Here is a 23,424-nt window from a genome sequence, read left to right as displayed (position 1 = left end):
CCGGCGGTGTGCTGCTGCCGTTCTTCTCCTTCATGACCTTCCTGATCGCGGTCCCCACCGGTGTGAAGTTCTTCAACTGGATCGGCACCATGTGGAAGGGCTCGCTGTCCTTCGAGACCCCGATGCTGTGGGCGACGGGCTTCCTGATCACCTTCACGTTCGGTGGTCTGACCGGTGTCATCCTGGCCTCGCCGCCGATGGACTTCCACATCTCGGACTCGTACTTCGTGGTGGCGCACTTCCACTACGTCGTCTTCGGCACCGTCGTCTTCGCGATGTTCGCGGGCTTCCACTTCTGGTGGCCGAAGTTCACCGGCAAGATGCTCGACGAGCGCCTTGGCAAGATGACCTTCTGGATGCTGTTCATCGGCTTCCACGGCACCTTCCTGATCCAGCACTGGCTGGGCGCCGAGGGCATGCCGCGCCGGTACGCCGACTACCTGGCGGCCGACGGCTTCACAGCGCTGAACACCATCTCGACGATCTTCTCCTTCCTGCTCGGCCTGTCGATCCTGCCGTTCTTCTACAACGTGTGGAAGACGGCCAAGTACGGCAAGCCGGTCGGCGTCGACGACCCGTGGGGCTACGGCCGCTCGCTGGAGTGGGCGACCTCCTGCCCGCCGCCGCGGCACAACTTCCTCACCCTGCCGCGGATCCGCAGCGAGTCCCCGGCGTTCGACCTGCACCACCCCGAGATCGCCGCACTCGACCAGCTCGAGAACGCCGGCCACGGTGAGAAGGCCCTCGCCGGCAACAAGGAGGCCGGCAAGTGAAGATCCAGGGCAAGATGTTCATGTGGCTGAGCGTCTTCCTCCTCGTCATGGCGGTCGTCTATGGCGTGTGGTCGAAGGAGCCGGCCGGTACCACGGCGCTCTTCCTGGCCTTCGGCCTGAGCATCATGGTCGGCTTCTACCTGGGCTTCACGGCCCGGCGGGTCGACGTGGGCGCTCAGGACAACAAGGAGGCCGACGTCGCGGACGACGCCGGTGAGATGGGCTTCTTCAGCCCGCACAGCTGGCAGCCGCTCGCCCTCGGCGTCGGTGGCGCGCTGGCCTTCGCGGGTATCGCGGTCGGCTGGTGGATGCTGTACTTCGCGGCGCCCGTCATCATGATCGGTCTGTGGGGCTGGGTCTTCGAGTACTACCGCGGTGAGAGCCGCACCCAGTAACACACGCCGAGCAATCCGGGGCCCGGACTCTCCGACGGAGGGTCCGGGTTCCTTCTTTTGCCCCGCGAAGTCCCCCGTACGGACGATCCACCGCGCCGGAGCCGACGGAGCTACTTAGCGTGAGGCCATGAGCACCAACGTGTTTTCCCGCGGCGCAGGAGCCGGTGTCGAGGAGGCGACCGTGCTCAATCCTTCGGGCCTCTGTGCGCTCGCCTCCTCGACACCTGCGCGCCGGCGCACGCGCACCGTCGTCAGCTGCACCCTGCTGGTGGCCGCCCTCGGCACGGGCGGCGTCACCGCCTGCGGCACGGACGGCAACCCGCTGGCCGCCAACCCGTACGACGCGGCGGACCAGATCTCCTTCAACGGCCCCACGGGCGCCGGGAAGAAGGCGGACCCGGACAAGCCCCTGGAGGTCACCGCCGAGGACTCCGACGGCCGTATCACGGACGTCACCGCCGTGGACTCCACGGGCCGCTACGTCTCCGGTGAGCTCGCCGCCGACGGCAGCCGCTGGCACAGCACCTCACGGCTCGCCGCCGGCGCCCACTACACGCTCCGGGTGAGCACGGAGGACGGGGACGGCGCACCCGGCCGCAAGGTCCTCACGTTCGACACCGGCCGGCCCCTGATCCAGAAGCGACTGAACGTGACGTTCGGGCCGGACAAGGGCACCTACGGCGTCGGCGAACCCATCACGGCCAACCTGGACCAGCCCGTCAAGGACAGGGCCGAGCGCGCCGTCGTGGAGCGCGCCCTCAGGGTCGACTCCACGCCCGCCGTGAAGGGCTCCTGGTACTGGGTCGACGACAAGCAGCTCCACTACCGCCCCCAGGACTACTGGCCGACCGGCGCCACCATCGAGGTGCACAGCAACCTGGAGAACATGAGGATCAGCGACCGGCTGTGGGGCGGCGCCGCCAAGCCGCTGACCATCACCACCGGCGACCGCATCCTCGCCGTCACGGACGCGGCCACACATCAGATGACGGTGTACAAGAACGACGAGAAGATCAAGGAGATCCCCGTCACCACCGGAAAGCCCGGCTTCGACACCCGCAACGGGGTCAAGGTCGTACTGGCCAAGCAGTACTTCGTACGGATGAAGAGCTCCACCGTCGGCATCGCCGAGGGCTCCTCGGACTCCTACGACCTGCCGGTGTACTACGCCACCCGCGTGACCTGGAGCGGCGAGTTCGTGCACGCGGCCCCCTGGTCCGTCGGCTCCCAGGGCTACGCCAACGTCAGCCACGGCTGCACCGGCATGAGCACCGCCAACGCCGAGTGGTTCTTCCAGACCATCCACGAGGGCGACCTCGTCCAGGTCGTCAACTCCAAGGGCAAGCTCATGGAGCCCTTCGCCAACGGCTTCGGCGACTGGAACCTCCCCTGGCAGAAGTGGCTCCTGGGCAGTGCGCTGAGCTCGACGGCCCCGGACACCACCCCCCGGGCGGACGAGGCCGGACTGCGCCCCCAGAGCCTGTGAAAGGCGCGTGAGGGCAAGAAGGGGCACGGGTCCGTGCCGATACGCGGCACCGCCGCGCGGGCACGCCCGGCCACGGACGGCCCGCGGCCGCGGGACCACGGGCCGTCGGGAACCGTCAGGCGCTCACCGCGGATCTTTTCCGCAGCAGGGCGGCCAGCGCCGCGGCGAACTCCACCGGGTCCACCGGCAGGGTCACCGCCGCGTCCGCCCGGCTCCACGTCGCCAGCCACGCGTCCTGCGGCCGCCCGATCAGCAGCAGCACCGGCGGGCAGTTGAAGATCTCGTCCTTGATCTGCCGGCACATCCCCATGCCGCCCATGGGCACGGCCTCGCCGTCCAGGACGCAGACGTCGATCCCGCCCCTGTCCAGCTCCCGCAGCACCGCGGCAGGGGTGGCGCACTCCACGAACTCCACCAGCGGGGCGTCCGGAGCCGGCCTCCGGCCGGTGGCCAACCGCACCTGCTCCCGGGTGCCTGCGTCATCGCTGTAGACCAGCACCGTGGCGGTCGCCTGCATTGTTCCTCCGCGTCGTTGGTCGGGAACTTCGTCGGGAACTTCCGGGTACCGATGGCGCGGATGCTACTCCCTTCAACTCCTGGTCAACAGCGGTTGGAACAGCCCTTCGATGGGCCATACGGGCTGGACACACCCCATAGACACTCCGAACGGCACCCCCCGGGGTGAGGGCGGGATAAGCGACCGACATAATGTCGGTCGTGGCGACAGCAACGACAGTAGAAACCGGGCACGCGCACCCGTCGGTCAACCGGCCGAACCTCACCAGCGTCGGAACCATCATCTGGCTGAGTTCCGAGCTGATGTTCTTCGCGGCCCTCTTCGCGATGTACTTCACCCTGCGATCGGTGACGGGTCCGGCGCACTGGAAGGAGATGGCGGACCACCTCAACGTCCCCTTCTCGTCGGTGAACACCACGATCCTGGTGCTCTCCTCGCTCACCTGCCAGCTCGGCGTCTTCGCCGCCGAGCGCGGTGACGTGAAGAAGCTCCGGGGCTGGTTCATCGTCACCTTCGTCATGGGTGCGATCTTCATCGGCGGTCAGATCTACGAGTACACGAGCCTGGTGAAGGAGGACGGGATCTCCCTGTCCTCCGACCCGTACGGCTCGGTGTTCTACCTGACCACCGGCTTCCACGGCCTGCACGTGACGGGCGGTCTCATCGCCTTCCTGCTGGTCCTCGGCCGTACCTACGCGGCCCGGAGGTTCACCCACGAGCAGGCGACCGCGGCCATCGTCGTGTCCTACTACTGGCACTTCGTCGATGTCGTCTGGATCGGTCTCTTCGCCACGATCTACCTGATCAAGTAGCCGAGAACCCGATCCAAGTCCGTAAAGCATCGACGCAGAAGATCCTGACACCGGGGTAATCCGTGAAAAAGCTCTCCGCACGACGACGCCATCCGCTGGCGGCGGTCGTCGTCCTACTCCTCGCGCTGGCGGCCACTGGGGGGCTGTACACCGCGTTCGCGCCCGCGAGCAGGGCGAAGGCCGACGACACCGCCCAGTCCCTCACCATCGAGGAGGGCAAGAAGCTCTACGAGGTCGGCTGCGCCAGCTGCCACGGCACCGGGGGTCAGGGCACCACTGACGGTCCGAGTCTGGTGGGCGTGGGCGCCGCGGCGGTCGACTTCCAGGTCGGTACCGGCCGTATGCCGGCCCAGCAGCCGGGCGCGCAGGTCCCGCGCAAGAAGGTCATCTACAACCAGGCCGAGATCGACCAGCTCGCCGCGTACGTCGCCTCCCTGGGGGCCGGCCCGGCCATCCCCACGAAGAACCAGTACAGCCCCGAGGGCGCGGACGTCGCCAAGGGCGGCGAGCTGTTCCGCACCAACTGCGCCCAGTGCCACAACTTCACCGGCCAGGGTGGCGCGCTGACGCACGGCAAGTTCGCCCCGCCCCTGAACGGTGTGAGCCCGAAGCACATCTACGAGGCCATGCAGACCGGCCCGCAGAACATGCCCTCCTTCCCCGACACCACGATGACGGAGAAGAACAAGAAGGACATCATCGCTTACCTGAACGCGGTCAACGGCGATGAGACGGAGAACCCCGGCGGTCTGGACCTGGGCGGTCTCGGACCGGTCAGCGAGGGTCTGTTCGCGTGGATCTTCGGACTGGGTGCCCTGATCGCGGTCGCCGTCTGGGTCGCCGCTCGGACCGCAAAGGCCAAGAAGTCATGAGTAGCCAAGACATTCCAGAAGAGAACCTGCCCGCTGAGCAGGCCGCCGTCGAGCACGGGCACGGAGCAGTCTCCGTGGCGGACGAGAAGCACCCGTTCGCCGACCCGGGCCTGCCGCCGCACGAGCACCGGATCCAGGACGTCGACGAGCGGGCCGCCAAGCGGTCCGAGCGCACCGTCGCCCTGCTGTTCATGGTGTCGATGCTGGCCACCATCGGCTTCATCGCCTCGTACGTGGCGATCCCGCACGACAAGTCGATCTTCGTCTTCCCGGTCGGGCACATCAACGCGCTGAACTTCGCCCTGGGCCTGACCCTCGGCGTGGCGCTGTTCGCCATCGGCGCGGGCGCGGTCCACTGGGCCCGCACCCTGATGTCCGACGCGGAGGTCGCCGACGAGCGCCACCCGATCGAGGCGTCCCCCGAGGTTCGCGCGAAGGTCCACGCGGACTTCAAGCAGGGCGCCAGGGAGTCGGTGATCGGCCGTCGCAAGCTGATCCGCAACACGATGTTCGGCGCGCTCACGCTGGTGCCGCTCTCCGGCCTCGTGCTGCTGCGCGACCTCGGTCCGCTGCCCGGCACCAGCCTGCGCCACACGCTGTGGGCCAAGGGCAAGCGCCTCGTCAACATGAACACGAACCTGCCGCTGCGTCCCGAGGACGTCGCCGTCGGTTCGCTCACCTTCGCCAAGCCCGACGGCCTGGAGGAGACCGGCGAGGACTTCCAGGACGAGATCGCCAAGGCGGCCCTGATGATCGTCCGGCTCCAGCCGGAGAACATCAAGGACAAGCGCGAGCTCGACTGGTCGCACCAGGGCATCGTCGCCTACTCGAAGATCTGCACCCACGTGGGCTGCCCGATCTCCCTGTACGAGCAGCAGACGCACCACGTGCTGTGCCCGTGCCACCAGTCCACCTTCGACCTCTCCGACGGTGCCCGAGTGATCTTCGGCCCCGCCGGTCACGCCCTGCCGCAGCTGCGCATCGGCGTGGACAGCGAGGGTTACCTCCAGGCGCTCGGCGACTTCGAGGAGCCCGTCGGTCCTGCATTCTGGGAGCGCGGATGAGTACTTCAGCGAGCAACACCAATCCGTCCGGCGGCAACGCGGCGGGCCGCTCGCGCGGGCAGGCCCCGGCCGGCGAGCGCCTCGCCGACTGGGCCGACGGCCGGCTCGGGATCTACTCCCTGGCCAAGTCGAACATGCGCAAGATCTTCCCCGACCACTGGTCGTTCATGTTGGGTGAGGTCTGCCTCTACAGCTTCATCATCATCATCCTCACGGGTGTGTACCTGACGCTGTTCTTCCACCCGTCGATGAACGAGGTGGAGTACCACGGCAGCTACGTCCCGCTGCAGGGACAGCTGATGAGCGAGGCGTTCAACTCGACCCTGCACATCTCCTTCGACGTGCGCGGTGGTCTGCTGATCCGGCAGATCCACCACTGGGCCGCGCTGATCTTCCTGGCCGGCATGTTCGTGCACATGATGCGCGTGTTCTTCACGGGCGCGTTCCGCAAGCCGCGTGAGGTCAACTGGCTGTTCGGCTTCCTGCTGTTCGTCCTGGGCATGTTCACCGGCTTCACCGGCTACTCGCTCCCGGACGACCTGCTCTCCGGCACCGGTGTCCGCTTCATGGAGGGCGCGATCCTGTCCGTGCCGATCGTCGGCACGTACCTGTCGTTCTTCCTCTTCGGCGGTCAGTTCCCCGGCCACGACTTCGTGGCCCGGTTCTACTCGATCCACATCCTGCTGCTGCCGGGCATCATGCTCGGTCTGCTGGTGGCGCACCTGATCCTGGTCTTCTACCACAAGCACACGCAGTTCGCGGGTCCCGGAAAGACCAACAACAACGTGGTCGGCATGCCGCTGCTGCCGGTCTACATGGCCAAGGCCGGAGGCTTCTTCTTCCTGGTCTTCGGTGTCATCGCGGCCATCGCTGCGATCGCGCAGATCAACCCGATCTGGGCCATCGGTCCCTACCGTCCGGACCAGGTGTCCACCGGCGCCCAGCCGGACTGGTACATGGGCTTCTCCGAGGGCCTGATCCGTACGATGCCGGGCTGGGAGATCAACTTCTGGGGCCACACGCTCGTCCTGGGTGTGTTCATCCCGCTGGTGATCTTCCCGCTGGTCCTGGTGGCGATCGCGGTCTACCCGTTCATCGAGGCCTGGGTCACCGGCGACCGGCGTGAGCACCACATCCTGGACCGCCCGCGCAACGCCCCGACCCGGACCGCCTTCGGCGCGGCCTGGATCTCCTGGTACTTCGTGCTGCTCGTCGGTGGTGGCAACGACCTGTGGGCCACGCACTTCCACCTGTCGATCAACGCGATCACCTGGTTCGTCCGGGTCGCCTTCTTCATCGTGCCGGTCATCACGTTCGTGGTCACCAAGCGGATCTGCCTCGGCCTCCAGCGCCGGGACAAGGACAAGGTGCTGCACGGCCGCGAGTCGGGCATCATCAAGCGCCTGCCGCACGGTGAGTTCATCGAGGTCCACGAGCCGCTCAGCCAGGAGCAGCTCTACACCCTCACGGCGCACGAGCAGTACGCGCCGGCCGAGATCGGCCCGACGGTCGACGAGAACGGCGTCGAGCGCAAGGTGAAGGGCTCCCAGCGGCTGCGCGCCAAGCTCAGCAACGCGTACTACGGCGAGGACAACCAGATCCCGAAGCCGACCGTCGAGGAGTACAGGGAGATCACGAGCGGCCACGGCCACCACTGATCAATGACCGCTTGATCACTCACCGCTGAGCGTCGCCACGCCACGGTCGAAGGGCCCCGTCCGGATGGGTACCCCTTGCTCGTCGAGAGCCTGGGGGAGGACGGGGCCCTTCGCAGTGCCCCGGGCTGGATAGGCTGGACCTGTTCGAGATACGCGTCCCGCAGTCCGGGACACCTACCCAGGAGCGGCTTATGAGCGCTGTGACCCCCGCTGGAGGCGACACCGCGGCGGGCCGTTCCTGGCCCCAGGTGCTGAACGGCCTGCTGGAGGGCCACGACCAGAGCGCGGACGACACCGCGTGGGCGATGGACCGCATCATGCGCGGCGAGGCGACGGACGCCCAGATCGCCGGGTTCGTGGTGGCGCTGCGGGCCAAGGGCGAGACGGTCGAGGAGATCACCGGCCTGGTCCGGGCGATGTACGAACACGCGAACGTCATCGAGGTCCCGGGCCCGAGCGTCGACATCGTCGGCACGGGCGGGGACGGCGCGAAGACGGTGAACATCTCGACCATGTCCTCGATCGTCGTCGCCGGCACCGGCGCGAAGGTCGTCAAGCACGGCAACCGGGCCGCCTCGTCGGCGTCGGGCGCGTCGGACGTGCTGGAGAAGCTCGGCGTCAACCTGAACCTGCCGGTGGAGCGGGTGGCCCAGGTGGCAGAGGAGGCCGGGATCACCTTCTGCTTCGCGGTGAAGTTCCACCCGGCGCTGCGGCATGTCGCCGCCGCCCGCGGCCAGCTGGGCATCCGCACCACGTTCAACGTGCTCGGCCCGCTCACCAACCCGGCCCGGGTGAGGGCCCAGGCGGTCGGTGTCGCGGACCCGCGCATGGCGCCCATCGTGGCCGGCGTCTTCGCCGAACGCGGCAACTCCTCCCTGGTCTTCCGTGGCGACGACGGCCTCGACGAGCTGACCACGACCGCCACCTCACGGGTGTGGATCGTCCGGGACGGCAAGGTCACCGAGGAGAGCTTCGACCCGCGGGACGTCGGCATCGAGCTGGTGCCCGTGGAGGCCCTGCGGGGCGCCGACGCGTCCTACAACGCGGAGGTGGCGCGGCGGCTGCTGGACGGCGAGAAGGGCCCGGTGCGGGACGCCGTGCTGCTGAACTCGGCGGCGGCCCTGGTGGCCCTGGAGCCGGGCTCCGGGACGCTTGCCGGGCAGATCCGGGCCCAGATGGCGAGGGCGGCGGAATCGATCGACTCGGGGGCGGCCAGGCGCACCCTGGACCGCTGGGTGGCCGCAAGCAACGCCTGAGGCCCGCACGGGCCCCGACGGTGTGACGCAGGGCGCAGTCCGGATGCCGGACTGCGCCTTGCGCGCCGAAGATCGTGTGGCAGGATACTGAACCAGGTCATGAGTGACAGCCATTCGGCCCCGGCCGGCTGTCCGGCAACCCTCCGTCCGTGGCGGGGTGCCCCGGGTGAGGACCAGGTCGTAGGCAGCGAGGTCTACGGCAAGCGCGGACCCCTCGCACGCTTTTGCATTATGCGAAGGCCGGGGTCCTGGTCGTCGAGGAGCCTTCTGTGAGCAAGCGAATGCGCTAGGGGCGACAGCCCCCAGGGGCCGCAGAGCCCCGCCTCCGCATCCCCCTCTTCACCTCTCTCCACGCTGGAGCCGTGCCTGCTCGCGTGGAACGACGCCTGCTTTCACGGGAGTTCACCATGTCCGTCTCCACCGTTGCCGCCGGCCAGTCCGTTTGTGCCCCGCTGCCCGTTCTGGGGCGGGATGTCGCCGTCCCGCTCGTCACCGGCGGCGAGGTCACCTATGCCGCGCTCGACTACGCCGCCAGCGCCCCCGCCCTCCAGCGCGTCTGGGACGACGTGGCGGCGTACGCGCCGTACTACGGCAGCGTCCACCGCGGCGCCGGCTACCTCTCCCAGCTCTCCACCGACCTGTTCGAGAACGCTCGCAGGACGGTCGGGGAGTTCCTCGGCTGCCGTGCGGAGGACCATGTGGTCTTCACCCGGTCCACCACCGACTCCCTCAACCTCCTGGCCCGTGCGCTCCCGGCCGGCTGTGAGGTCTTCGTCTTCGAGACCGAGCACCACGCCTCGCTGCTGCCGTGGCAGGACGCGAAGGTCACCTACCTCGACGCCCCGCGCGCCCCGGAGCAGGCCGTCGCGACCCTGGAGCGGGCCCTCGCCGGCCGCGACCCCCACGGCCCGGCCCTGGTCTGCGTCACCGGAGCCTCCAACGTCACCGGCGAGCTGTGGCCGGTACGCGAACTTGCCGCCGCCGCCCACGCCCACGGCGCCCGCATCGTCCTGGACGCGGCCCAGCTGGCCCCGCACCACCCGGTGAGCGTCCGTGACCTCGACGTCGACTGGGTCGCCTTCTCCGGGCACAAGCTCTACGCCCCCTTCGGCTCCGGCGTGCTGGCCGGCCGGGCCGACTGGTTGCGCGCGGCCGAGCCGTACCTCGCGGGTGGCGGCGCGAGCCGGAAGGTCACCCGGCGCACCGACGGGGGCGTGGACGTGGAGTGGCACGAGAGCGCGGCCCGCCACGAGGCCGGCTCCCCGAACGTGATCGGCGCCTACTCCATCGCCGCCGCCTGCAAGGCCCTGACGGAGGCCGGTTTCGACACCCTCGTCGCGCGCGAGCAGTACCTGATCGCCAGGGTGCGGGAGGGCCTCGCAGAGGTGCCCGAGGTGAAGGTCCTCTCCCTGTTCGGCGACGACGCCCCGCGGGTCGGCGTGATCTCCTTCGTGGTCGAGGGCTGGAACAGCTCCCACTTCGCCGCCGCGCTCTCCGCCGAGTACGGCATCGGCGTCCGCGACGGCCTGTTCTGCGCCCACCCGCTGGTGCGCACCCTGCTGGGCAGCGACCCGCAGGCGCAGGGCGAGTGCGGTGCTCCCGAGGCCGCGCCCGGCGAGAAGTCGCTCAACGCCATCCGCGTCAGCTTCGGCGCCGGCACCCCCGACGAGCACGTCGAGCGCTTCGTGACGGCGGTGAGGGCACTGGTGCGGGACGGCGCGAAGTGGCGGTACCGCACGGAGGACGGCCGCTGCGTCCCGGCCGTGTGACCTCGGGGAACCTGTGGGAGGCGGTGTTCAGGCGGTCAGGAGTCCAGCCCGATCGCGAACGCCGCCTCCAGGTCGTGCTGCGAGTACGTCCGGAACGCCACGTGGGTGTCCGTGCCCAGCACGCCCGGGATCTTGCTGATCCGCCCGGGGATGACCTCCGCGAGGTCCTCGTGCTGCCGCACCCGGACCATGGCGATCAGGTCGTAGGTACCGGTCACGGAGAAGACCTCGCTGACACTGTCCAGCGAGGCGATCTGCTCGGCGATCTCGGGGATCCGGTCCACGCTGGTCTTGATGAGGACGATCGCGGTGATCACGGCTGGTTCTCTCCCTCGGAGGCCGGAGCAGGGGTGACCTTCACTCTAGGGCCTGATCCACCGGGCAGGCCCGCCGTGCCGCCGAACCGTACCCACGCATAGGCGAAGCCCAGCCCGAAGCCCACCACGTGGGCCAGGTAGGCCACGCCCGGTCCCTGGGTGGAGCGGCCGGCCGCCAGCCACTGCAGGGCCGCCCAGAAGGGCAGGACCACCCAGGCGGGAAAGCGCAGCGGCAGAAAGAACAGGAAGGGAAAGAGACTGGTCACCCGCGCCCGGGGGAACAGGTACAGGAATGCGCCGAGGACCGCCGAGATCGCTCCCGAGGCCCCCACCAGGGTCTGCCCGGAGGCGGCGTGGGCGGCCGCGTAGCCCAGCAGGGCGAGGTAGCCGCAGCCTACGTAGAACAGCGTGAACTGCAGGCGGCCCATGCGTTCCTCGGTCATCGCCCCGAAGACGTAGAGGAAGAGCATGTTGCCCAGCAGATGCACCCAGCTGCCGTGCACGAAGAGGGCCGTCGCGGGGGTGAGGGCGGCCCGTGGGGCTCCGGTGAACAGTTCGGCGGGGATCACGCCCCAGCGCCGGAAATAGGCCCGCTGGGCGAGCAGCAGCCGCTCACCGGTGCCGTAGGCCGGATCGAGGCCCGCCGCCGGGCCCACCACGAAGATCAGGCAGCACAGGACGATCAGGGCGGACGTCACCGGCGCCGGTACGGCCCGCACCGCCCGTACCGCCCTGAGCGCCCTGGCTGTCCGGAGGGCCACCGCGTTCCTGTCGCCGATCATGTGAACAGAGCATGGCGTAACGGGACGCACCAGCACAGACCGCCTCGCCGCCGCGGACACTCGGGCGGTGAGTCGCCGCCAGGCCGTAGGGTTACGAGCCATACGCCCAGGGAAGCTGGCGCGTCACGGAGACTAGAAGGAAAGCGAACAGCCACGATGACGGTTCCCCTGCCGACCGCCACGACGCGGTGGCGCTGCGCCCTCTGCGGCAACCTCACCCGCTTCGACGTGACGCGCTCGTCGAAGGTCGTCGAGTACGTCCATCTCGACCTCGCCGGAGAGCCGAAGGTCGAGGAGCGCGAGGTGGTCAGTGAGACCATCGAGTCGGTGCGCTGCCGCTGGTGCAACGCCGTGGACCAGGTGGAACTCGTGGACAGGCCGGGCGCCGGCTCCTGAGCGGAGCGGGCCCGCACAGGGATCCCCCGCCGGGGGATCCCGCAAGGCAATGGGGTGACGGATGGTGGAGACACAAGGCGGGGAGCCGGCCGACGGCGCCGCTGAGGTGCTCGACCGTCCGCTGCCCGACGGGGTGCGCCGCCGGGTCGTGCAGATCGTGTCCGATGCGTTCGGCCGGCTGACCGTCGGCGAGCTGCCCGCGCAGCTGCGGCAGTACGCCCGGTTCGCGCCCAACCGCCGGGCGAAGTTCGCGGGCAACGCGATGGCGGCGGCGCTGGAGACGGACACGCTGTTCCGGCAGCGCATCGCCGAGAAGTTCAGAGAGGCCCAGCCGGAGCTGTCCGGCGCCCTGGACTCCGGCTCGCCGCCCCCGGCCGCGGACCCGCTCGACGTGGCGGCCGCGGCCTATGTACTGCGGCCCGCGGGCTGGGTGAAGCAGGTGACGGCCGCCGGCGAGGAGGCCCAGCGGGCGGACGCCGAGCGCGTCGACGAGGAGAGCCGGGCCGAGCTCGACCGGCTGCGCGCCGAGGTCGCGGCGGCCCGCGAACAGACCCGCACCGAGACCGAACGGCTGCGTGCCGAGCTGGACGCGGCCAAGAAGGAAGCCGAGTCACTGCACCGCAAGCTGCGCGCCGCGCTCAGCGACGTCAAGCGGGGCGAGGCCGCGTTGCGCAAGACGCAGGGCGAGATCGAGGCGGTGCGCGCCGAGGGGCAGGCCCAGGTGTCGGCCGCCGAGAGCGAGGCGCGGCGGCTCAAGGCGCGCCTGGGCGAGTCGGAGTCCGCCCTGGAGGCGACCCGCAGAGCGGCCCGCGAGGGGCGCAGCGTGGAGGACATGAGGGTGCGGCTGCTGCTGGACACCGTCCTGGATGCGGCCCAGGGGCTGCGCCGCGAGCTGGCCCTGCCGCCGGTGTCGGTGCGGCCGGCCGAGACCGTGGACGCGGTCGAGCCGGGGCGGATGACGCCCAAGGACATCGCCGCCCGTGCGCTGTCCGAGCACGACCCGGCCATCCTCGACCAGCTGCTCGCGCTGCCGCAGGCCCATCTGGTCGTCGACGGCTACAACGTCACCAAGACCGGCTATCCCCAGATGCCGCTGGAGAAGCAGCGGCTGCGGCTGCTCGGGCAGCTCTCGCAGCTCGCCGCGCAGACCGGCGCCGAGGTCACCTGTGTCTTCGACGGTGCCGAACTGGCCGCGCCGGTGCTGCTCGCACCGCCGCGCGGGGTGCGGGTGCTGTTCTCCAAGCCGGGTGTCACCGCCGATGAGCTGATCCGTCAGCTGGTGCGCGCCGAGCCGCCCGGCCGGCCGGTCATCGTCGCCTCCACCGACCGCGAGGTGGCCGACGGGGTCGCGAAGGCGGGCGCGCGGCCGGTGGCGTCGGTGGTGCTGCTGAAGCGCCTCTCGCGCGGCTGAAACCGGTCATAACGCAATCTACGCCTCATTCCCAACGTAGCGGCTTAATGCCTGAATTGACGGACCTGTCACGCCACTCAGCGTCAACCGGGTCTCACCTCTTGTGAGTTGAGTGCAAAGAATGGCTTGCGTGGCGGGATTTTTTGCTGTGGGATTTGAATTCATCACGATGAGGTCACTAGGGTCTGGCGTCGAACCTCCGAGCGGGTGATCACTCAGAAGAAGGAGCTCGCTTCCGTGGCGTCCCACCGTCGACCCAAGCAGCCGAGCCGCACTCGCGTGACCGTGCTCACCACCGCGGCCGCTGCTGCCGTAGCCCTCAGCGCTCAGGCCGCCAACGCCGCGCCCAGTGCGAAGCCGAGCAAGGACGAGGTCAAGTCCAAGGTCGACGCCCTGTACGAGCAGGCGGAGCAGGCCACCGAGAAGTACAACGGGGCCAAGGAGAAGCAGGAGAAGCTCCAGAAGGAGATCTCCACCATCCAGGACAACGTCGCCCGCGGCCAGCAGGAGCTCAACAAGCTGCGCGACAGCCTCGGTTCGATGGCCGCCGGCCAGTACCGCTCGGGTGGGATAGACCCCTCGCTCCAGCTCTTCCTCTCCTCCAACCCGGACGACTACCTCGACAAGGCCTCCACGCTCGACCAGTTGAGCGGCCAGCAGGTGGACGCGCTGAAGAAGATCCAGGACAAACAGCGCGAACTGGCCCAGGAGCGCGCCGAGGCCACCGAGAAGCTCAAGGACCTCGCCGCCACCCGTACCGAGCTGGGCAAGAAGAAGAAGGAAGTCCAGGGCAAGCTCGCCGAGGCGCAAAAGCTCCTCAACTCCCTCACGGCTCAGGAGAAGGCCCAGCTCGCCGCAGAGCAGAGCAGGGCCAGCCGCGCCAGCCAGCGCAGCGCGCTGGACGGCAACACGCCCCCCGCCTCCGGCCGCGCCGGCGCCGCCTTCTCCGCCGCCCAGAGCAAGATCGGCACGCCCTACGTCTACGGCGCCTCCGGCCCCTCCTCCTTCGACTGCTCGGGCCTGACCTCCTGGTCCTACGCACAGGCCGGCGTCTCCATCCCGCGCACCTCCGAGGCGCAGGCGAACATCGGCACCCGGATCTACTCGCAGAGCCAGCTCCAGGTCGGCGACCTGGTCTTCTTCTACGGCGACCTGCACCACGTCGGCCTCTACGCGGGCAACGGCCAGGTGCTGCACGCCCCGCACACCGGAGCCGTCGTGCGTTACGAGACGATGGCCGACATGCCCTTCCAGTTCGGCGTCCGCGTCTGACGCCGGACCCCGCTTCGGGAACCTCCCGGATCAAGGCGCCGTGCCGCCCGAACGAGCGAATCACGTCGGCCCACGCTGACCCCACGCCCCGCCCCTGACCTGTGTCAGAGGCGGGGCGGCCGCGTTCTGTGCCGGCCCGCGTCTTTGGCCGCTGCGTGTCCGCGCGGTTACTGTCTGGCGCGTTTCCCCCCGCAGCCGGGGCGCACTGCGCCCCGGCACCGGGGGAAGAGCCATGTCAGCCAGTGGAGGGAGTTCGGCTTCCCGTGGGGTTCCATCGCCGTCTTGCACCGTCCGGCTTCGACCGGGGCGCCGGCGCCGCGTTCTGCGTCCTGTCCGCCGCGGCCGCCGCCCTCGCCGCCGTACCGGCCACCTCCACCTCCGCAGTCGCCGCACCGCACGGCGACGCCCGGGCCGAGGTGAACCGCCTCTACCAGGAGGCCGAGAAGGCGACCGAGGCCTACGACAAGGCCGACGAGCGCGCCGGTGTGCTGCGCCGCCAGGTGCGTGACTGCCAGGACCGCATCGCGCGCCGGCAGCAGCACGTCAACGCCCTCAGGGAGACGCTCGGTTCCCTGGCCGGTGCCCAGTACCGCTCCGGCGGCCTCGACCCGTCCCTGGCGCTGCTCTTCGCCCGGGACCCGGCCGACTACCTCGACAAGGCGGCCGCGCTCGACCGGATCGGCGCGCAGCAGGCCGGCGAACTCCGGGACCTGCAGAAGGCCCTGCGCGAACTCGCCCAGGAGCGCGCCGAGGCCGCCCGGGCCCTCGCCGAACTGGACAAGAGCCGCGAGGCCGTCGTCACCCACAAACGGACCGTCGAGCAGAAGCTCGCCCGGGCCCGGCAGCTGCTCAACTCCCTCTCCCCGGCGGAACGTGACGCCTACGACCGGACCTCACGCTCCGGCCGCGACGGCTTCATGGCCGGGCTGTCGGGACTGTCCGGCATGTCCGGCGCCGACGACGGCCCGGCCGCCTCCGGCCGTGCGGCCGCCGCGCTGGCCGCCGCCCGCTCCGCCCTCGGCCGCCCCTATGTCTGGGGCGCCAGCGGCCCCTCGGGGTTCGACTGTTCGGGTCTGATGCAGTGGTCGTACGCCCAGGCCGGGGTGCATCTGCCGCGCACCTCGCAGGAGCAGCGGTACGCCGGCCGGCGCATCCCGCTGTCCCAGGCCCGGCCGGGCGACCTGGTCGTCTACCGGTCCGACGCCGGCCATGTCGCGATGTACGCGGGCCACGGCCGGGTGATCCACGCCCCCTATCCGGGCGCGGCCGTGCGCTACGACCCCGTGAACATGATGCCCATCTCGTCGGTCACCAGGGTCTGACGGCCGCCGCGAAGCCGCCGTACGATCGGGAAGTGGCTGGTCGAAGGCGGGTGTCGGGATCCTCGGTAGGGGCGGTGTGCCTGCTGCTGTCGTCCCTGGTGGCATGCGGCGGGCAGTCCGCGACCGACACCGCCGGGCACCAGGTGCAGCGGGTGCTCGACCGGCGGGCGGCGGCGGTCCTCCACCACGACCCGGCGGCGTACGCCGCGACCGGCACCCGTGCGCCGTACGCGAACCTCGAAGACGTGCCCTTCGCGGACTTGTCCTACCGCCTGACCGCGCTGCACCGCACCGGCCACACCGCCACCGCCGAGGCCGAGCTGCGCTACCGGGTGACCGGCTACGACACGGCGCCCGTCACCACCGGCCGCACCCTGACCCTGTCCACCGGGGCGGACGGGACGTGGCACGTCGACTCCGACCGGCCCGAGAAGAAGTCCGCCCAGCAGCTGTGGGACCAGGGCGCGGTGTCGGTGGTCCGGGGGCGGCGCAGCATCGTCCTCGGTGTGGGACAGAGCGGTGGGGCGCTGCACGGCTACGCCGGCCTGGCGGACAACGCGGTGCCGGCGGTGTCGGACGCGTGGGGTACGGACTGGAGCCGGCACGTCGTCGTACTGGTCCCGAAGTCACTGGAGGGCATGGCCGGACTGCTGGGCTCACCGGCCTCCGGCTACCGCGGCATCGCCGCTGTCACCACCGGCGAGGCGGGAGGCACGGGCCGGGCCCCCGCGGACCGGATCATCGTCAACCCCGACGCGTACGGCATGCTCGGCCCACTCGGCAGACAGGTCGTGCTCACCCACGAGGCGACCCACGTCGCCACCCGCGCCCACACCGGCCGGGCCACCCCTTTGTGGCTCTCCGAGGGGTACGCCGACTGGGCCGGCTACCGCGGCACCGGACGCACCCCGGACGAGGTCGCGCCCGAGCTCCAGCGGGCCGTGTCCGACGGGCACGTGCCGGCCGCGCTGCCCGCCGACGGGGAATTCGGCTTCGCCGGCGACGCGACCCGGCTGGCCCAGTCCTATGAGAGCGGCTGGATGGCCTGCCGCATGATCGCCGCCCACTGGGGCGAGAGGCGGCTGGACGACTTCTACCGGGCCGTCGGTGCCCACGGCAGCCGGGCCGGGGCGGTCGAGGACGCGCTGCACAAGGTGCTCGGGACGACGCTGGAGCAGTTCACCGAGCGGTGGCGGGAGTATCTGCGGGCACAGCTGGGGTGACGCGGGCCGTCAGGGGGAGGTGGAGGTCTCCCTGCTGCGGGAGGCCTGATCGGGCAGGGCCGCCGGGGCCGTCCGGGAGGCCGTGGCGCGCCACAGCTCCCGGCCGGCCCCCACGCAGGCGGCCACCAGCAGGGCGTTGCGGACGAGCAGCAGCGTGACGCCCAGGCGGTCGCTCGCGACCACGTCCGCGAAGTACACCGGGAACTCCAGCACCGTCACCGGGGCCGCCGCCAGGACCAGCGCGACCGGCAGCCGCATCCGGCTCTCCCGGAAGCACAGGCAGACGGCGCCCGTCCCCACCAGCCACACCAGGTACTGGGGGCTGATCACCCGGCTGGTGGCCGTGAACAGCAGCACCGCCGTGAACGCGGCGTCCGCAGGCGTGTGCGGCCCGAACCGCCGCGCCCGCAGCCGCCACAGCAGCAGCCAGCCGAAGGCGGCCCCGGTGAGCGCCAGCGCGGCGGTGCTGACCACGTCGACGTACGGCCCCAGGAACTCCACCGAGCCGTAGTTGAGCAGCACCTGACCGCTCCAGCCGAAGTGCCGGGCCACATGGAAGACCAGCGCGCCCAGCGACTCGACCTCCGTGCCCCGGTCGCGCTGGGCGGTCAGGAAGGACAGGGAGCCGGGCAGGGCGAGCGCGAACAGCGACGCGAGCGCGGCCACCGTCACCGCCGCCGCGGACCACGCCCGGCGCCGGGCCGTCCCCCGCACGCCCACGAGCAGCAGCACCGGCCACGCCTTGAGCAGCGCCCCGAGACCGGCCAGCGTGCCCAGCGCGCGCGGATGCCGGACCCCCGCCAGCAGCGCCGCCACCGCCACCGCGGTCACCATCACGTCGTAGCGCGTGTAGAGGGTCGGGCCCAGCAGGCCCGCGCCCGCCGTCCACACCCAGGCGCCGCGCAGCGGGCGGCCGGGGCGCCGGCCGCCGTACAGCAGCAGGCACAGCACCACCAGGTCGGCCAGCAGCGCCAGGACGGCGAACGCGGTGGCGTAGCCGAGGAAGGGCAGCACGGCGGGGGAGAGGATCGCCAGGGCGGCGGCCGGCGGGTACTGCCAGGTGATGTCGTCCAGCGGGAAGGAGCCCTGCCGCAGCACCTCGTACCAGCCCCGGTAGATCACCGACACGTCGCCGGTGACGTCCGGGCCGGGGAGGACGAGGACCCCGAGCGCGAAGAGCAGCAGCGCCAGGCGGGTCGCGCCCCAGGCCGTGAGCAGTCCCGCCAGGCTCCGCGGCGTGCCCGTCCCGTCCACCTCAGCCCCCGTCCGTCCGCTTTCCGCCGTCCCGCCGAGGACCACATGATCTCCCCACGAGCCGTGCCCCGGCCATGAGGCACGGCCGCGGCCGGCCGGCACTCCCCTGTTGGGTAGGGTCGGCGGCGATGCACAAGACCCTCATCGTGACCAATGACTTCCCGCCCCGCCCGGGTGGCATCCAGGCGTTCCTGCACAACATGGCGCTGCGGCTGGACCCGGAGCGGCTGGTCGTCTACGCCTCCACCTGGAAGCGCGGCCGGGAGGGCGCCGAGGCGACGGCCGCCTTCGACGCGGAGCAGCCCTTCACCGTCGTACGCGACCCCACGACGATGTTGCTGCCGACCCCCCGGGCCACCCGGCGCGCGGTCGGGCTGCTGCGGGAACACGGGTGCGCATCGGTGTGGTTCGGGGCGGCGGCGCCGCTCGGGCTGATGGCGCCGGCACTGCGGAAGGCGGGCGCGAAGCGGCTGGTGGCCACCACCCACGGCCACGAGGCCGGCTGGGCCCAGCTGCCCGTGGCGCGCGGCTTGCTGCGCCGGATCGGTCAGTCCACGGACACGATCACCTACCTCGGCGAGTACACCCGCTCCCGGATCGCCGGCGCGCTGACGCCCGAGGCCGCCGCGCGGATGGTGCAGCTGCCGCCGGGGGTGGACGAGAAGACCTTCCACCCGGGGTCGGGCGGCGACGAGGTGCGGGCCCGGCTCGGGCTCACCGGCCGGCCGGTGGTCGTGTGCGTCTCCCGGCTGGTCAGGCGCAAGGGGCAGGACACCCTGATCCGGGCCATGCCCCGGATCCTGGCCGCCGAGCCGGAGACGGTGCTGCTGATCGTCGGTGGCGGGCCCTACGAGAAGGACCTGCGCGGGCTGGCGCGGGAGACCGGGGTGGCCGGCTCGGTGCGCTTCACCGGCCCGGTGCCCTGGGCGGAGCTGCCCGCGCACTACGGCGCCGGTGACGTCTTCGCCATGCCCTGCCGTACCCGGCGCGGCGGACTCGACGTCGAAGGGCTCGGCATCGTCTACCTGGAGGCGTCCGCGACCGGGCTGCCCGTCGTCGCCGGGGACTCCGGCGGCGCACCCGACGCGGTGCTCGACGGGGAGACCGGCTGGGTCGTGCGCGGGGGTTCTCCCGAGGGCGCCGCCGACCGCATCGTCGCCCTCCTCGGGGACGCCGGGCTGCGTCGCCGCATGGGGGAGCGGGGCCGGCAGTGGGTCGAGGAGAAGTGGCGCTGGGACCTGCTCGCCGACCGCCTCGAGGAGCTGCTGTAAAAGTTTGCCCAAAGGGGTTGCCCCGAACCCGGTCGCACCCCTAGGCGGAATCGAAAAATCCGCACATGCTGCGCGCATGACAGTAAAACTGATGCAGCGTCAGCTGACGAGACGTCACATCCTTGGTATGGCGGCCCTCCAGACGGCCGCCACCCTCGGCTTCACCCGAGTCGGCCTCCAGTCCGCACGGGCCGCCGAGCCCGCAGCCGTCGAATCCGCCCCCGCCATCGTCGTCGGCTCCGGCTACGGCGGCGCCGTAGCCGCCCTCCGCCTCGGCCAGGCAGGCATCCGCACCCTCGTCCTGGAGATGGGCCGGCTGTGGAACACCACCGGCTCCGACGGCAAGGTCTTCTGCTCCACCCTCGCCCCGGACCAGCGCTCGATGTGGTTCCGCACCCGCACCGAGGCCCCACTGGCCACCTTCCTGTGGCTGGACCTCGTCAACAAGGACATCAGCCCCTACCCCGGTGTCCTCGACCGCGTCCACTTCGACGCCATGTCGGTCTACGTCGGCCGGGGTGTCGGCGGCGGCTCCCTGGTCAACGGCGGCATGGCCGTAACCCCGCTCCCCGCGTACTTCGCCGAGCAGTTCCCGACCGTGGACGTGAACGAGATGTACGGCACCTACTTCCCGCGCGCCCGCGCCATGCTCGGCGTCAACTCCGTCGGCCCGGCCTGGTTCGAGTCGACCGAGTGGTACCGGTTCGCCCGCACCTCCCGGAAGGCCGCCGCCAACACCGGCCTGAGGACCACCTTCGTGCCGAACGTCTACGACTTCGGCTACATGGAGCGCGAGGCGGCCGGCACGGCCACGAAGTCGGCGCTCGCCGGGGAGGTCATCTACGGCAACAACCACGGCAAGAAGAGCCTCGACAAGACCTACCTCGCGGCCGCCCTCGGCACCGGCAACGTCACCATCCACACCATGGAGAGGGTGCGGAGCGTCGGCCGGGCCCCCGACGGGACGTACGTCCTGACCACCGACCGCATCGACGACACCGGCACCGTCGTCGGGACCGGTCAGTACGGCTGCACCTATCTCTTCCTCGGCGCCGGCAGCCTCGGCACCAGCGAACTCCTCGTCCGCGCCCGGGACACGGGCACCCTGCCGGACCTGAACTCCCGGGTGGGCGCCGGCTGGGGCACCAACGGCAACACCATGCTCGGCCGCGCCAACCACCTCTGGGACACCGTCGGCGCCCATCAGGCGACCATGCCGGTCATGGGCATCGACGACTGGGCCAACGCCGACAACCCCGTCTTCGCCGAGATCGCCCCGCTGCCCATGGGCTTCGAGCACTGGGTCAGCCTCTATCTGGCGATCACCAAGAACCCGGAGCGGGCCTCGTTCACGTACGACACCGCGAGCGGGTCGGTGAAACTGGGCTGGAGCGCCGCCCAGAGCGCGGTCTCCGTACGCATGGCCAAGAAGCTTTTCGACCGGATCAACGCGGCCAACGCCACCATCTACCGCTACGACCTCTTCGGCTCGCCGAGCAAGGTCTTCGCCGACGACTTCACGTACCACCCGCTCGGCGGCTGCGTACTCGGCGAGGCGACCGACGACTACGGCCGGGTGAAGGGCTGTTCACGGCTCTACGTCACCGACGGCTCGCTCGTGCCCGGTTCGATCGGAGTGAACCCCTTCGTGACCATCACGGCCCTCGCCGAACGCACGATGGCGCGGGTCCTCGCCGAGGACACCGCGCCATGAGCAGGCTGCCGCGCTACTTGGCGTAGATCGCCTCGATCTCGTCCGCGTAGTCCTTCGCCACCACGTTCCGCTTCAGCTTCAGCGACGGGGTGAGGTGGCCCGACTCCTCCGTGAACTGGGAGGGCAGAATGCGGAACTTCCGCACCGATTCCGCCTTCGACACCGCGGCGTTGCCGTCGTCGACCGCCGCCTGGATCGCCGCGAGCAGATCCGGGTCCTCGCGCAGCGACGCCGCGGTGGAACCCGCCGGCTTGCCGTGCTCGGCACACCAGCGGCCCAGGAACTCCTCGTCAAGGGTGATCAGCGCGCCCACGAACGGCCGCCCGTCGCCCACCACCATGCACTCCGCGACCAGCGCGTGCGCCCGGATACGGTCCTCGATCACGGCCGGGGCGACGTTCTTGCCACCCGCGGTGACGATGATCTCCTTCTTCCGGCCGGTGATCCTGAGGTAGCCGTCCTCGTCGAGGGTGCCGATGTCACCGGTGTGGAACCAGCCGTCGGCCAGCGCCTCGCCGGTCGCGCCCGGGTTGTTCCAGTACTCCTTGAACAGGTGCTCGCCGTGCAGCAGCACCTCCCCGTCGTCCGCGATGCGGATCACCGAGCCGGGCAGCGGCTGCCCCACCGTGCCGATCTTCTGCCGGTCCCAGGGGTTGAACGCGGTCGCCGCGCAGGACTCGGTCAGGCCGTAGCCCTCGAGCACCGTGAAGCCGATGCCGCGGAAGAAGTGCCCGAGACGCTCACCCAGCGGGGCGCCGCCGGAGATGGCGTACTCGCCACGGCCGCCGAGCACCGCGCGCAGCTTGCTGTAGACCAGCCTGTCGAACGCCTTGTGCTTGATCCTCAGGCCGATCGACGGACCGGACGGCGTGTCCAGCGCCTTGCTGTACGCGATCGCCGTGTCTGCCGCCTTGTCGAAGATCTTGCCCTTGCCGTCGGCCTGTGCCTTGGCGCGCGCCGAGTTGTAGACCTTCTCGAAGACCCGCGGAACGCCGAGGACCAGCGTCGGCCGGAACGCGGCCAGCTCGTCGGTGAGGTTCTTGATGTCCGGGACGCAGCCCAGCTTGATCGGCGCCATCATCGGCGCGATCTGCACCAGCCGCCCGAAGACGTGCGCGAGCGGCAGGAAGAGCAGCACCGAGCACTCGCCGGTGCGGAAGAGCGGACGCAGCCGCTCGACGATGTTGCCGCACTCCGCGAAGAAGCTGCGGTGGGTGAGCACACAGCCCTTGGGCCGGCCGGTGGTGCCGCTGGTGTACACGATGGTCGCCGGATCGTCGGCCTTCGCCAGCGAACTGCGCTCCTCGACGGCCGCGTCGCTGATGCCCTGTCCTGCCCGGCCCAGCTCCTCGATCCCGCCGGCCTCGATCTGCCAGACGTTCTTCAGCGCGGGCAGCGTGGCGCGCACCGACTCGACGGCGGCCGCGTGGCCGTCCAGCTCCACCACGCAGGCGGTGGCGCCCGAGTCGCTGAGGATCCACTGCACCTGCTCCGGCGAGCTGGTCTCGTACACCGGCACGGTGATCGCGCCGGCGCTCCAGATCGCGAAGTCCAGCAGTGTCCACTCGTAACGCGTCCGGGACATCAGGCCCACCCGGTCGCCGGGCTGGATGCCGGAGGCGATCAGACCCTTGGCGGCGGCGTGCACCTCGGCGAGGAAGGCCGTGGCCGTCACGTCCTGCCAGGCACCGCCCACCTTGCGTGCGATGACGGCGACGTCGGGGTGCTGCGCGGCGTTTCTGCGGACGATGTCGGTCAGATTGCCGTCCGCAGGGACCTCGTACAAAGCCGGAAGGCTGAACTCGCGCAAGACTGCTGCTCCTCATAGGGCGCCGGCGCCACGACGTTGTGTGATGCGAC

General features: G+C 70.5%; 21 protein-coding genes and 1 riboswitch. Of the genes, 16 read left to right on the top strand and 5 right to left on the bottom strand.

Annotated elements, in window-relative coordinates:
- The 3 genes from ACH4UM_RS09785 to ACH4UM_RS09775 form a co-directional block, all read left to right on the top strand.
- A partial coding sequence (locus ACH4UM_RS09785) for a cbb3-type cytochrome c oxidase subunit I (protein WP_398175891.1) occupies window positions 1-773 on the top strand: 773 nt, incomplete at its 5' end.
- Window positions 770-1,168, top strand: coding sequence for a cytochrome c oxidase subunit 4 (locus ACH4UM_RS09780; protein WP_398175889.1), 399 nt, complete (start codon window positions 770-772; stop codon window positions 1,166-1,168). The genes ACH4UM_RS09785 and ACH4UM_RS09780, both read left to right, overlap by 4 nt.
- Window positions 1,169-1,295: 127 nt before the next feature.
- Complete coding sequence (locus ACH4UM_RS09775) at window positions 1,296-2,654, top strand: Ig-like domain-containing protein (RefSeq protein WP_398175887.1); 1,359 nt, start codon at window positions 1,296-1,298, stop codon at window positions 2,652-2,654.
- A 115-nt stretch (window positions 2,655-2,769) separates the two neighbouring features.
- Here ACH4UM_RS09775 and ACH4UM_RS09770 read toward each other — a convergent pair whose 3' ends face one another.
- Entirely contained in the window at window positions 2,770-3,171 is a 402-nt protein-coding gene (locus ACH4UM_RS09770) for a hypothetical protein (protein WP_398175885.1), read from the bottom strand.
- Window positions 3,172-3,362: 191 nt separating this feature from the next.
- On the opposite strand from ACH4UM_RS09770, the gene ACH4UM_RS09765 reads away from it, so the two are divergent.
- The 6 genes from ACH4UM_RS09765 to ACH4UM_RS09740 all read left to right on the top strand — a co-directional run bounded on the left by ACH4UM_RS09765 (window position 3,363) and on the right by ACH4UM_RS09740 (window position 10,602).
- A complete protein-coding gene (locus tag ACH4UM_RS09765) occupies window positions 3,363-3,983 on the top strand; it encodes a heme-copper oxidase subunit III (protein ID WP_398175883.1) in 621 nt (206 codons plus the stop codon).
- Between the two features lie 62 nt (window positions 3,984-4,045).
- Window positions 4,046-4,855 (top strand): c-type cytochrome, encoded by an 810-nt coding sequence (locus ACH4UM_RS09760; protein ID WP_398175881.1) that lies wholly within the window; start codon window positions 4,046-4,048, stop codon window positions 4,853-4,855.
- The gene (locus ACH4UM_RS09755) at window positions 4,852-5,919 is read left to right on the top strand and encodes a Rieske 2Fe-2S domain-containing protein (protein WP_398175879.1); all 1,068 of its coding nucleotides are present in this window, start codon (window positions 4,852-4,854) and stop codon (window positions 5,917-5,919) included. Before ACH4UM_RS09760 ends, ACH4UM_RS09755 begins: the two co-directional genes overlap by 4 nt.
- Complete coding sequence (locus ACH4UM_RS09750; RefSeq protein ID WP_398175877.1) at window positions 5,916-7,577, top strand: cytochrome bc complex cytochrome b subunit; 1,662 nt, start codon at window positions 5,916-5,918, stop codon at window positions 7,575-7,577. The genes ACH4UM_RS09755 and ACH4UM_RS09750 overlap by 4 nt, the downstream gene beginning before the upstream one ends.
- Window positions 7,578-7,768: 191 nt before the next feature.
- Complete coding sequence (trpD, locus tag ACH4UM_RS09745; protein WP_398175875.1) at window positions 7,769-8,833, top strand: anthranilate phosphoribosyltransferase; 1,065 nt, start codon at window positions 7,769-7,771, stop codon at window positions 8,831-8,833.
- A 95-nt stretch (window positions 8,834-8,928) separates the two neighbouring features.
- Window positions 8,929-9,045: riboswitch (SAM riboswitch) on the top strand.
- Window positions 9,046-9,240: 195 nt separating this feature from the next.
- Complete coding sequence (locus tag ACH4UM_RS09740) at window positions 9,241-10,602, top strand: aminotransferase class V-fold PLP-dependent enzyme (RefSeq protein WP_398175873.1); 1,362 nt, start codon at window positions 9,241-9,243, stop codon at window positions 10,600-10,602.
- A gap of 35 nt (window positions 10,603-10,637) precedes the next feature.
- Here the strand turns inward: ACH4UM_RS09740 and ACH4UM_RS09735 are convergent, their stop codons facing one another.
- Both ACH4UM_RS09735 and ACH4UM_RS09730 read right to left on the bottom strand, forming a co-directional pair.
- The gene (locus ACH4UM_RS09735) at window positions 10,638-10,919 is read right to left on the bottom strand and encodes an Lrp/AsnC family transcriptional regulator (protein ID WP_190175723.1); all 282 of its coding nucleotides are present in this window, start codon (window positions 10,917-10,919) and stop codon (window positions 10,638-10,640) included.
- Window positions 10,916-11,701, bottom strand: a complete 786-nt coding sequence (locus tag ACH4UM_RS09730) for a rhomboid family intramembrane serine protease (protein WP_398175871.1) — start codon at window positions 11,699-11,701, stop codon at window positions 10,916-10,918. Before ACH4UM_RS09730 ends, ACH4UM_RS09735 begins: the two co-directional genes overlap by 4 nt.
- 156 nt (window positions 11,702-11,857) lie before the next feature.
- Here ACH4UM_RS09730 and ACH4UM_RS09725 point away from each other — a divergent pair, with 156 nt between their 5' ends.
- From ACH4UM_RS09725 to ACH4UM_RS09705, 5 genes are all read left to right on the top strand, one after another.
- Window positions 11,858-12,097 carry a hypothetical protein gene (locus ACH4UM_RS09725; RefSeq protein WP_189702999.1) on the top strand — a complete coding sequence of 80 codons (240 nt, stop codon included), beginning with the start codon at window positions 11,858-11,860 and terminating at the stop codon, window positions 12,095-12,097.
- 61 nt (window positions 12,098-12,158) lie between these two features.
- Window positions 12,159-13,508: an NYN domain-containing protein gene (locus tag ACH4UM_RS09720; protein WP_398175869.1), complete on the top strand. Its 1,350-nt coding sequence runs from the start codon at window positions 12,159-12,161 to the stop codon at window positions 13,506-13,508.
- A 237-nt stretch (window positions 13,509-13,745) separates the two neighbouring features.
- Window positions 13,746-14,780 carry an NlpC/P60 family protein gene (locus ACH4UM_RS09715; protein WP_398175867.1) on the top strand — a complete coding sequence of 345 codons (1,035 nt, stop codon included), beginning with the start codon at window positions 13,746-13,748 and terminating at the stop codon, window positions 14,778-14,780.
- A gap of 263 nt (window positions 14,781-15,043) precedes the next feature.
- Window positions 15,044-16,102, top strand: a complete 1,059-nt coding sequence (locus ACH4UM_RS09710) for an NlpC/P60 family protein (protein WP_398175865.1) — start codon at window positions 15,044-15,046, stop codon at window positions 16,100-16,102.
- A gap of 32 nt (window positions 16,103-16,134) precedes the next feature.
- Window positions 16,135-17,325: a hypothetical protein gene (locus tag ACH4UM_RS09705; RefSeq protein ID WP_398175863.1), complete on the top strand. Its 1,191-nt coding sequence runs from the start codon at window positions 16,135-16,137 to the stop codon at window positions 17,323-17,325.
- A 9-nt stretch (window positions 17,326-17,334) separates the two neighbouring features.
- On the opposite strand, the gene ACH4UM_RS09700 is transcribed toward ACH4UM_RS09705, so the two are convergent.
- Window positions 17,335-18,579, bottom strand: a complete 1,245-nt coding sequence (locus tag ACH4UM_RS09700) for a glycosyltransferase 87 family protein (RefSeq protein ID WP_398175861.1) — start codon at window positions 18,577-18,579, stop codon at window positions 17,335-17,337.
- Between the two features lie 128 nt (window positions 18,580-18,707).
- Here ACH4UM_RS09700 and ACH4UM_RS09695 point away from each other — a divergent pair, with 128 nt between their 5' ends.
- Together ACH4UM_RS09695 and ACH4UM_RS09690 are read left to right on the top strand one after the other, a co-directional pair.
- Window positions 18,708-19,850 (top strand): glycosyltransferase family 4 protein, encoded by a 1,143-nt coding sequence (locus ACH4UM_RS09695; protein WP_398175859.1) that lies wholly within the window; start codon window positions 18,708-18,710, stop codon window positions 19,848-19,850.
- Between the two features lie 127 nt (window positions 19,851-19,977).
- A complete protein-coding gene (locus ACH4UM_RS09690; protein WP_398175941.1) occupies window positions 19,978-21,564 on the top strand; it encodes a GMC oxidoreductase in 1,587 nt (528 codons plus the stop codon).
- A gap of 13 nt (window positions 21,565-21,577) precedes the next feature.
- Here ACH4UM_RS09690 and ACH4UM_RS09685 read toward each other — a convergent pair whose 3' ends face one another.
- Complete coding sequence (locus ACH4UM_RS09685; RefSeq protein WP_398175857.1) at window positions 21,578-23,374, bottom strand: AMP-dependent synthetase/ligase; 1,797 nt, start codon at window positions 23,372-23,374, stop codon at window positions 21,578-21,580.
- Window positions 23,375-23,424: the final 50 nt, after the last annotated feature.

This window comes from Streptomyces sp. NPDC020801 (assembly GCF_044334385.1).
Classification (GTDB): domain Bacteria; phylum Actinomycetota; class Actinomycetes; order Streptomycetales; family Streptomycetaceae; genus Streptomyces.
This window is presented reverse-complemented; position numbering and strand designations above follow the sequence as displayed.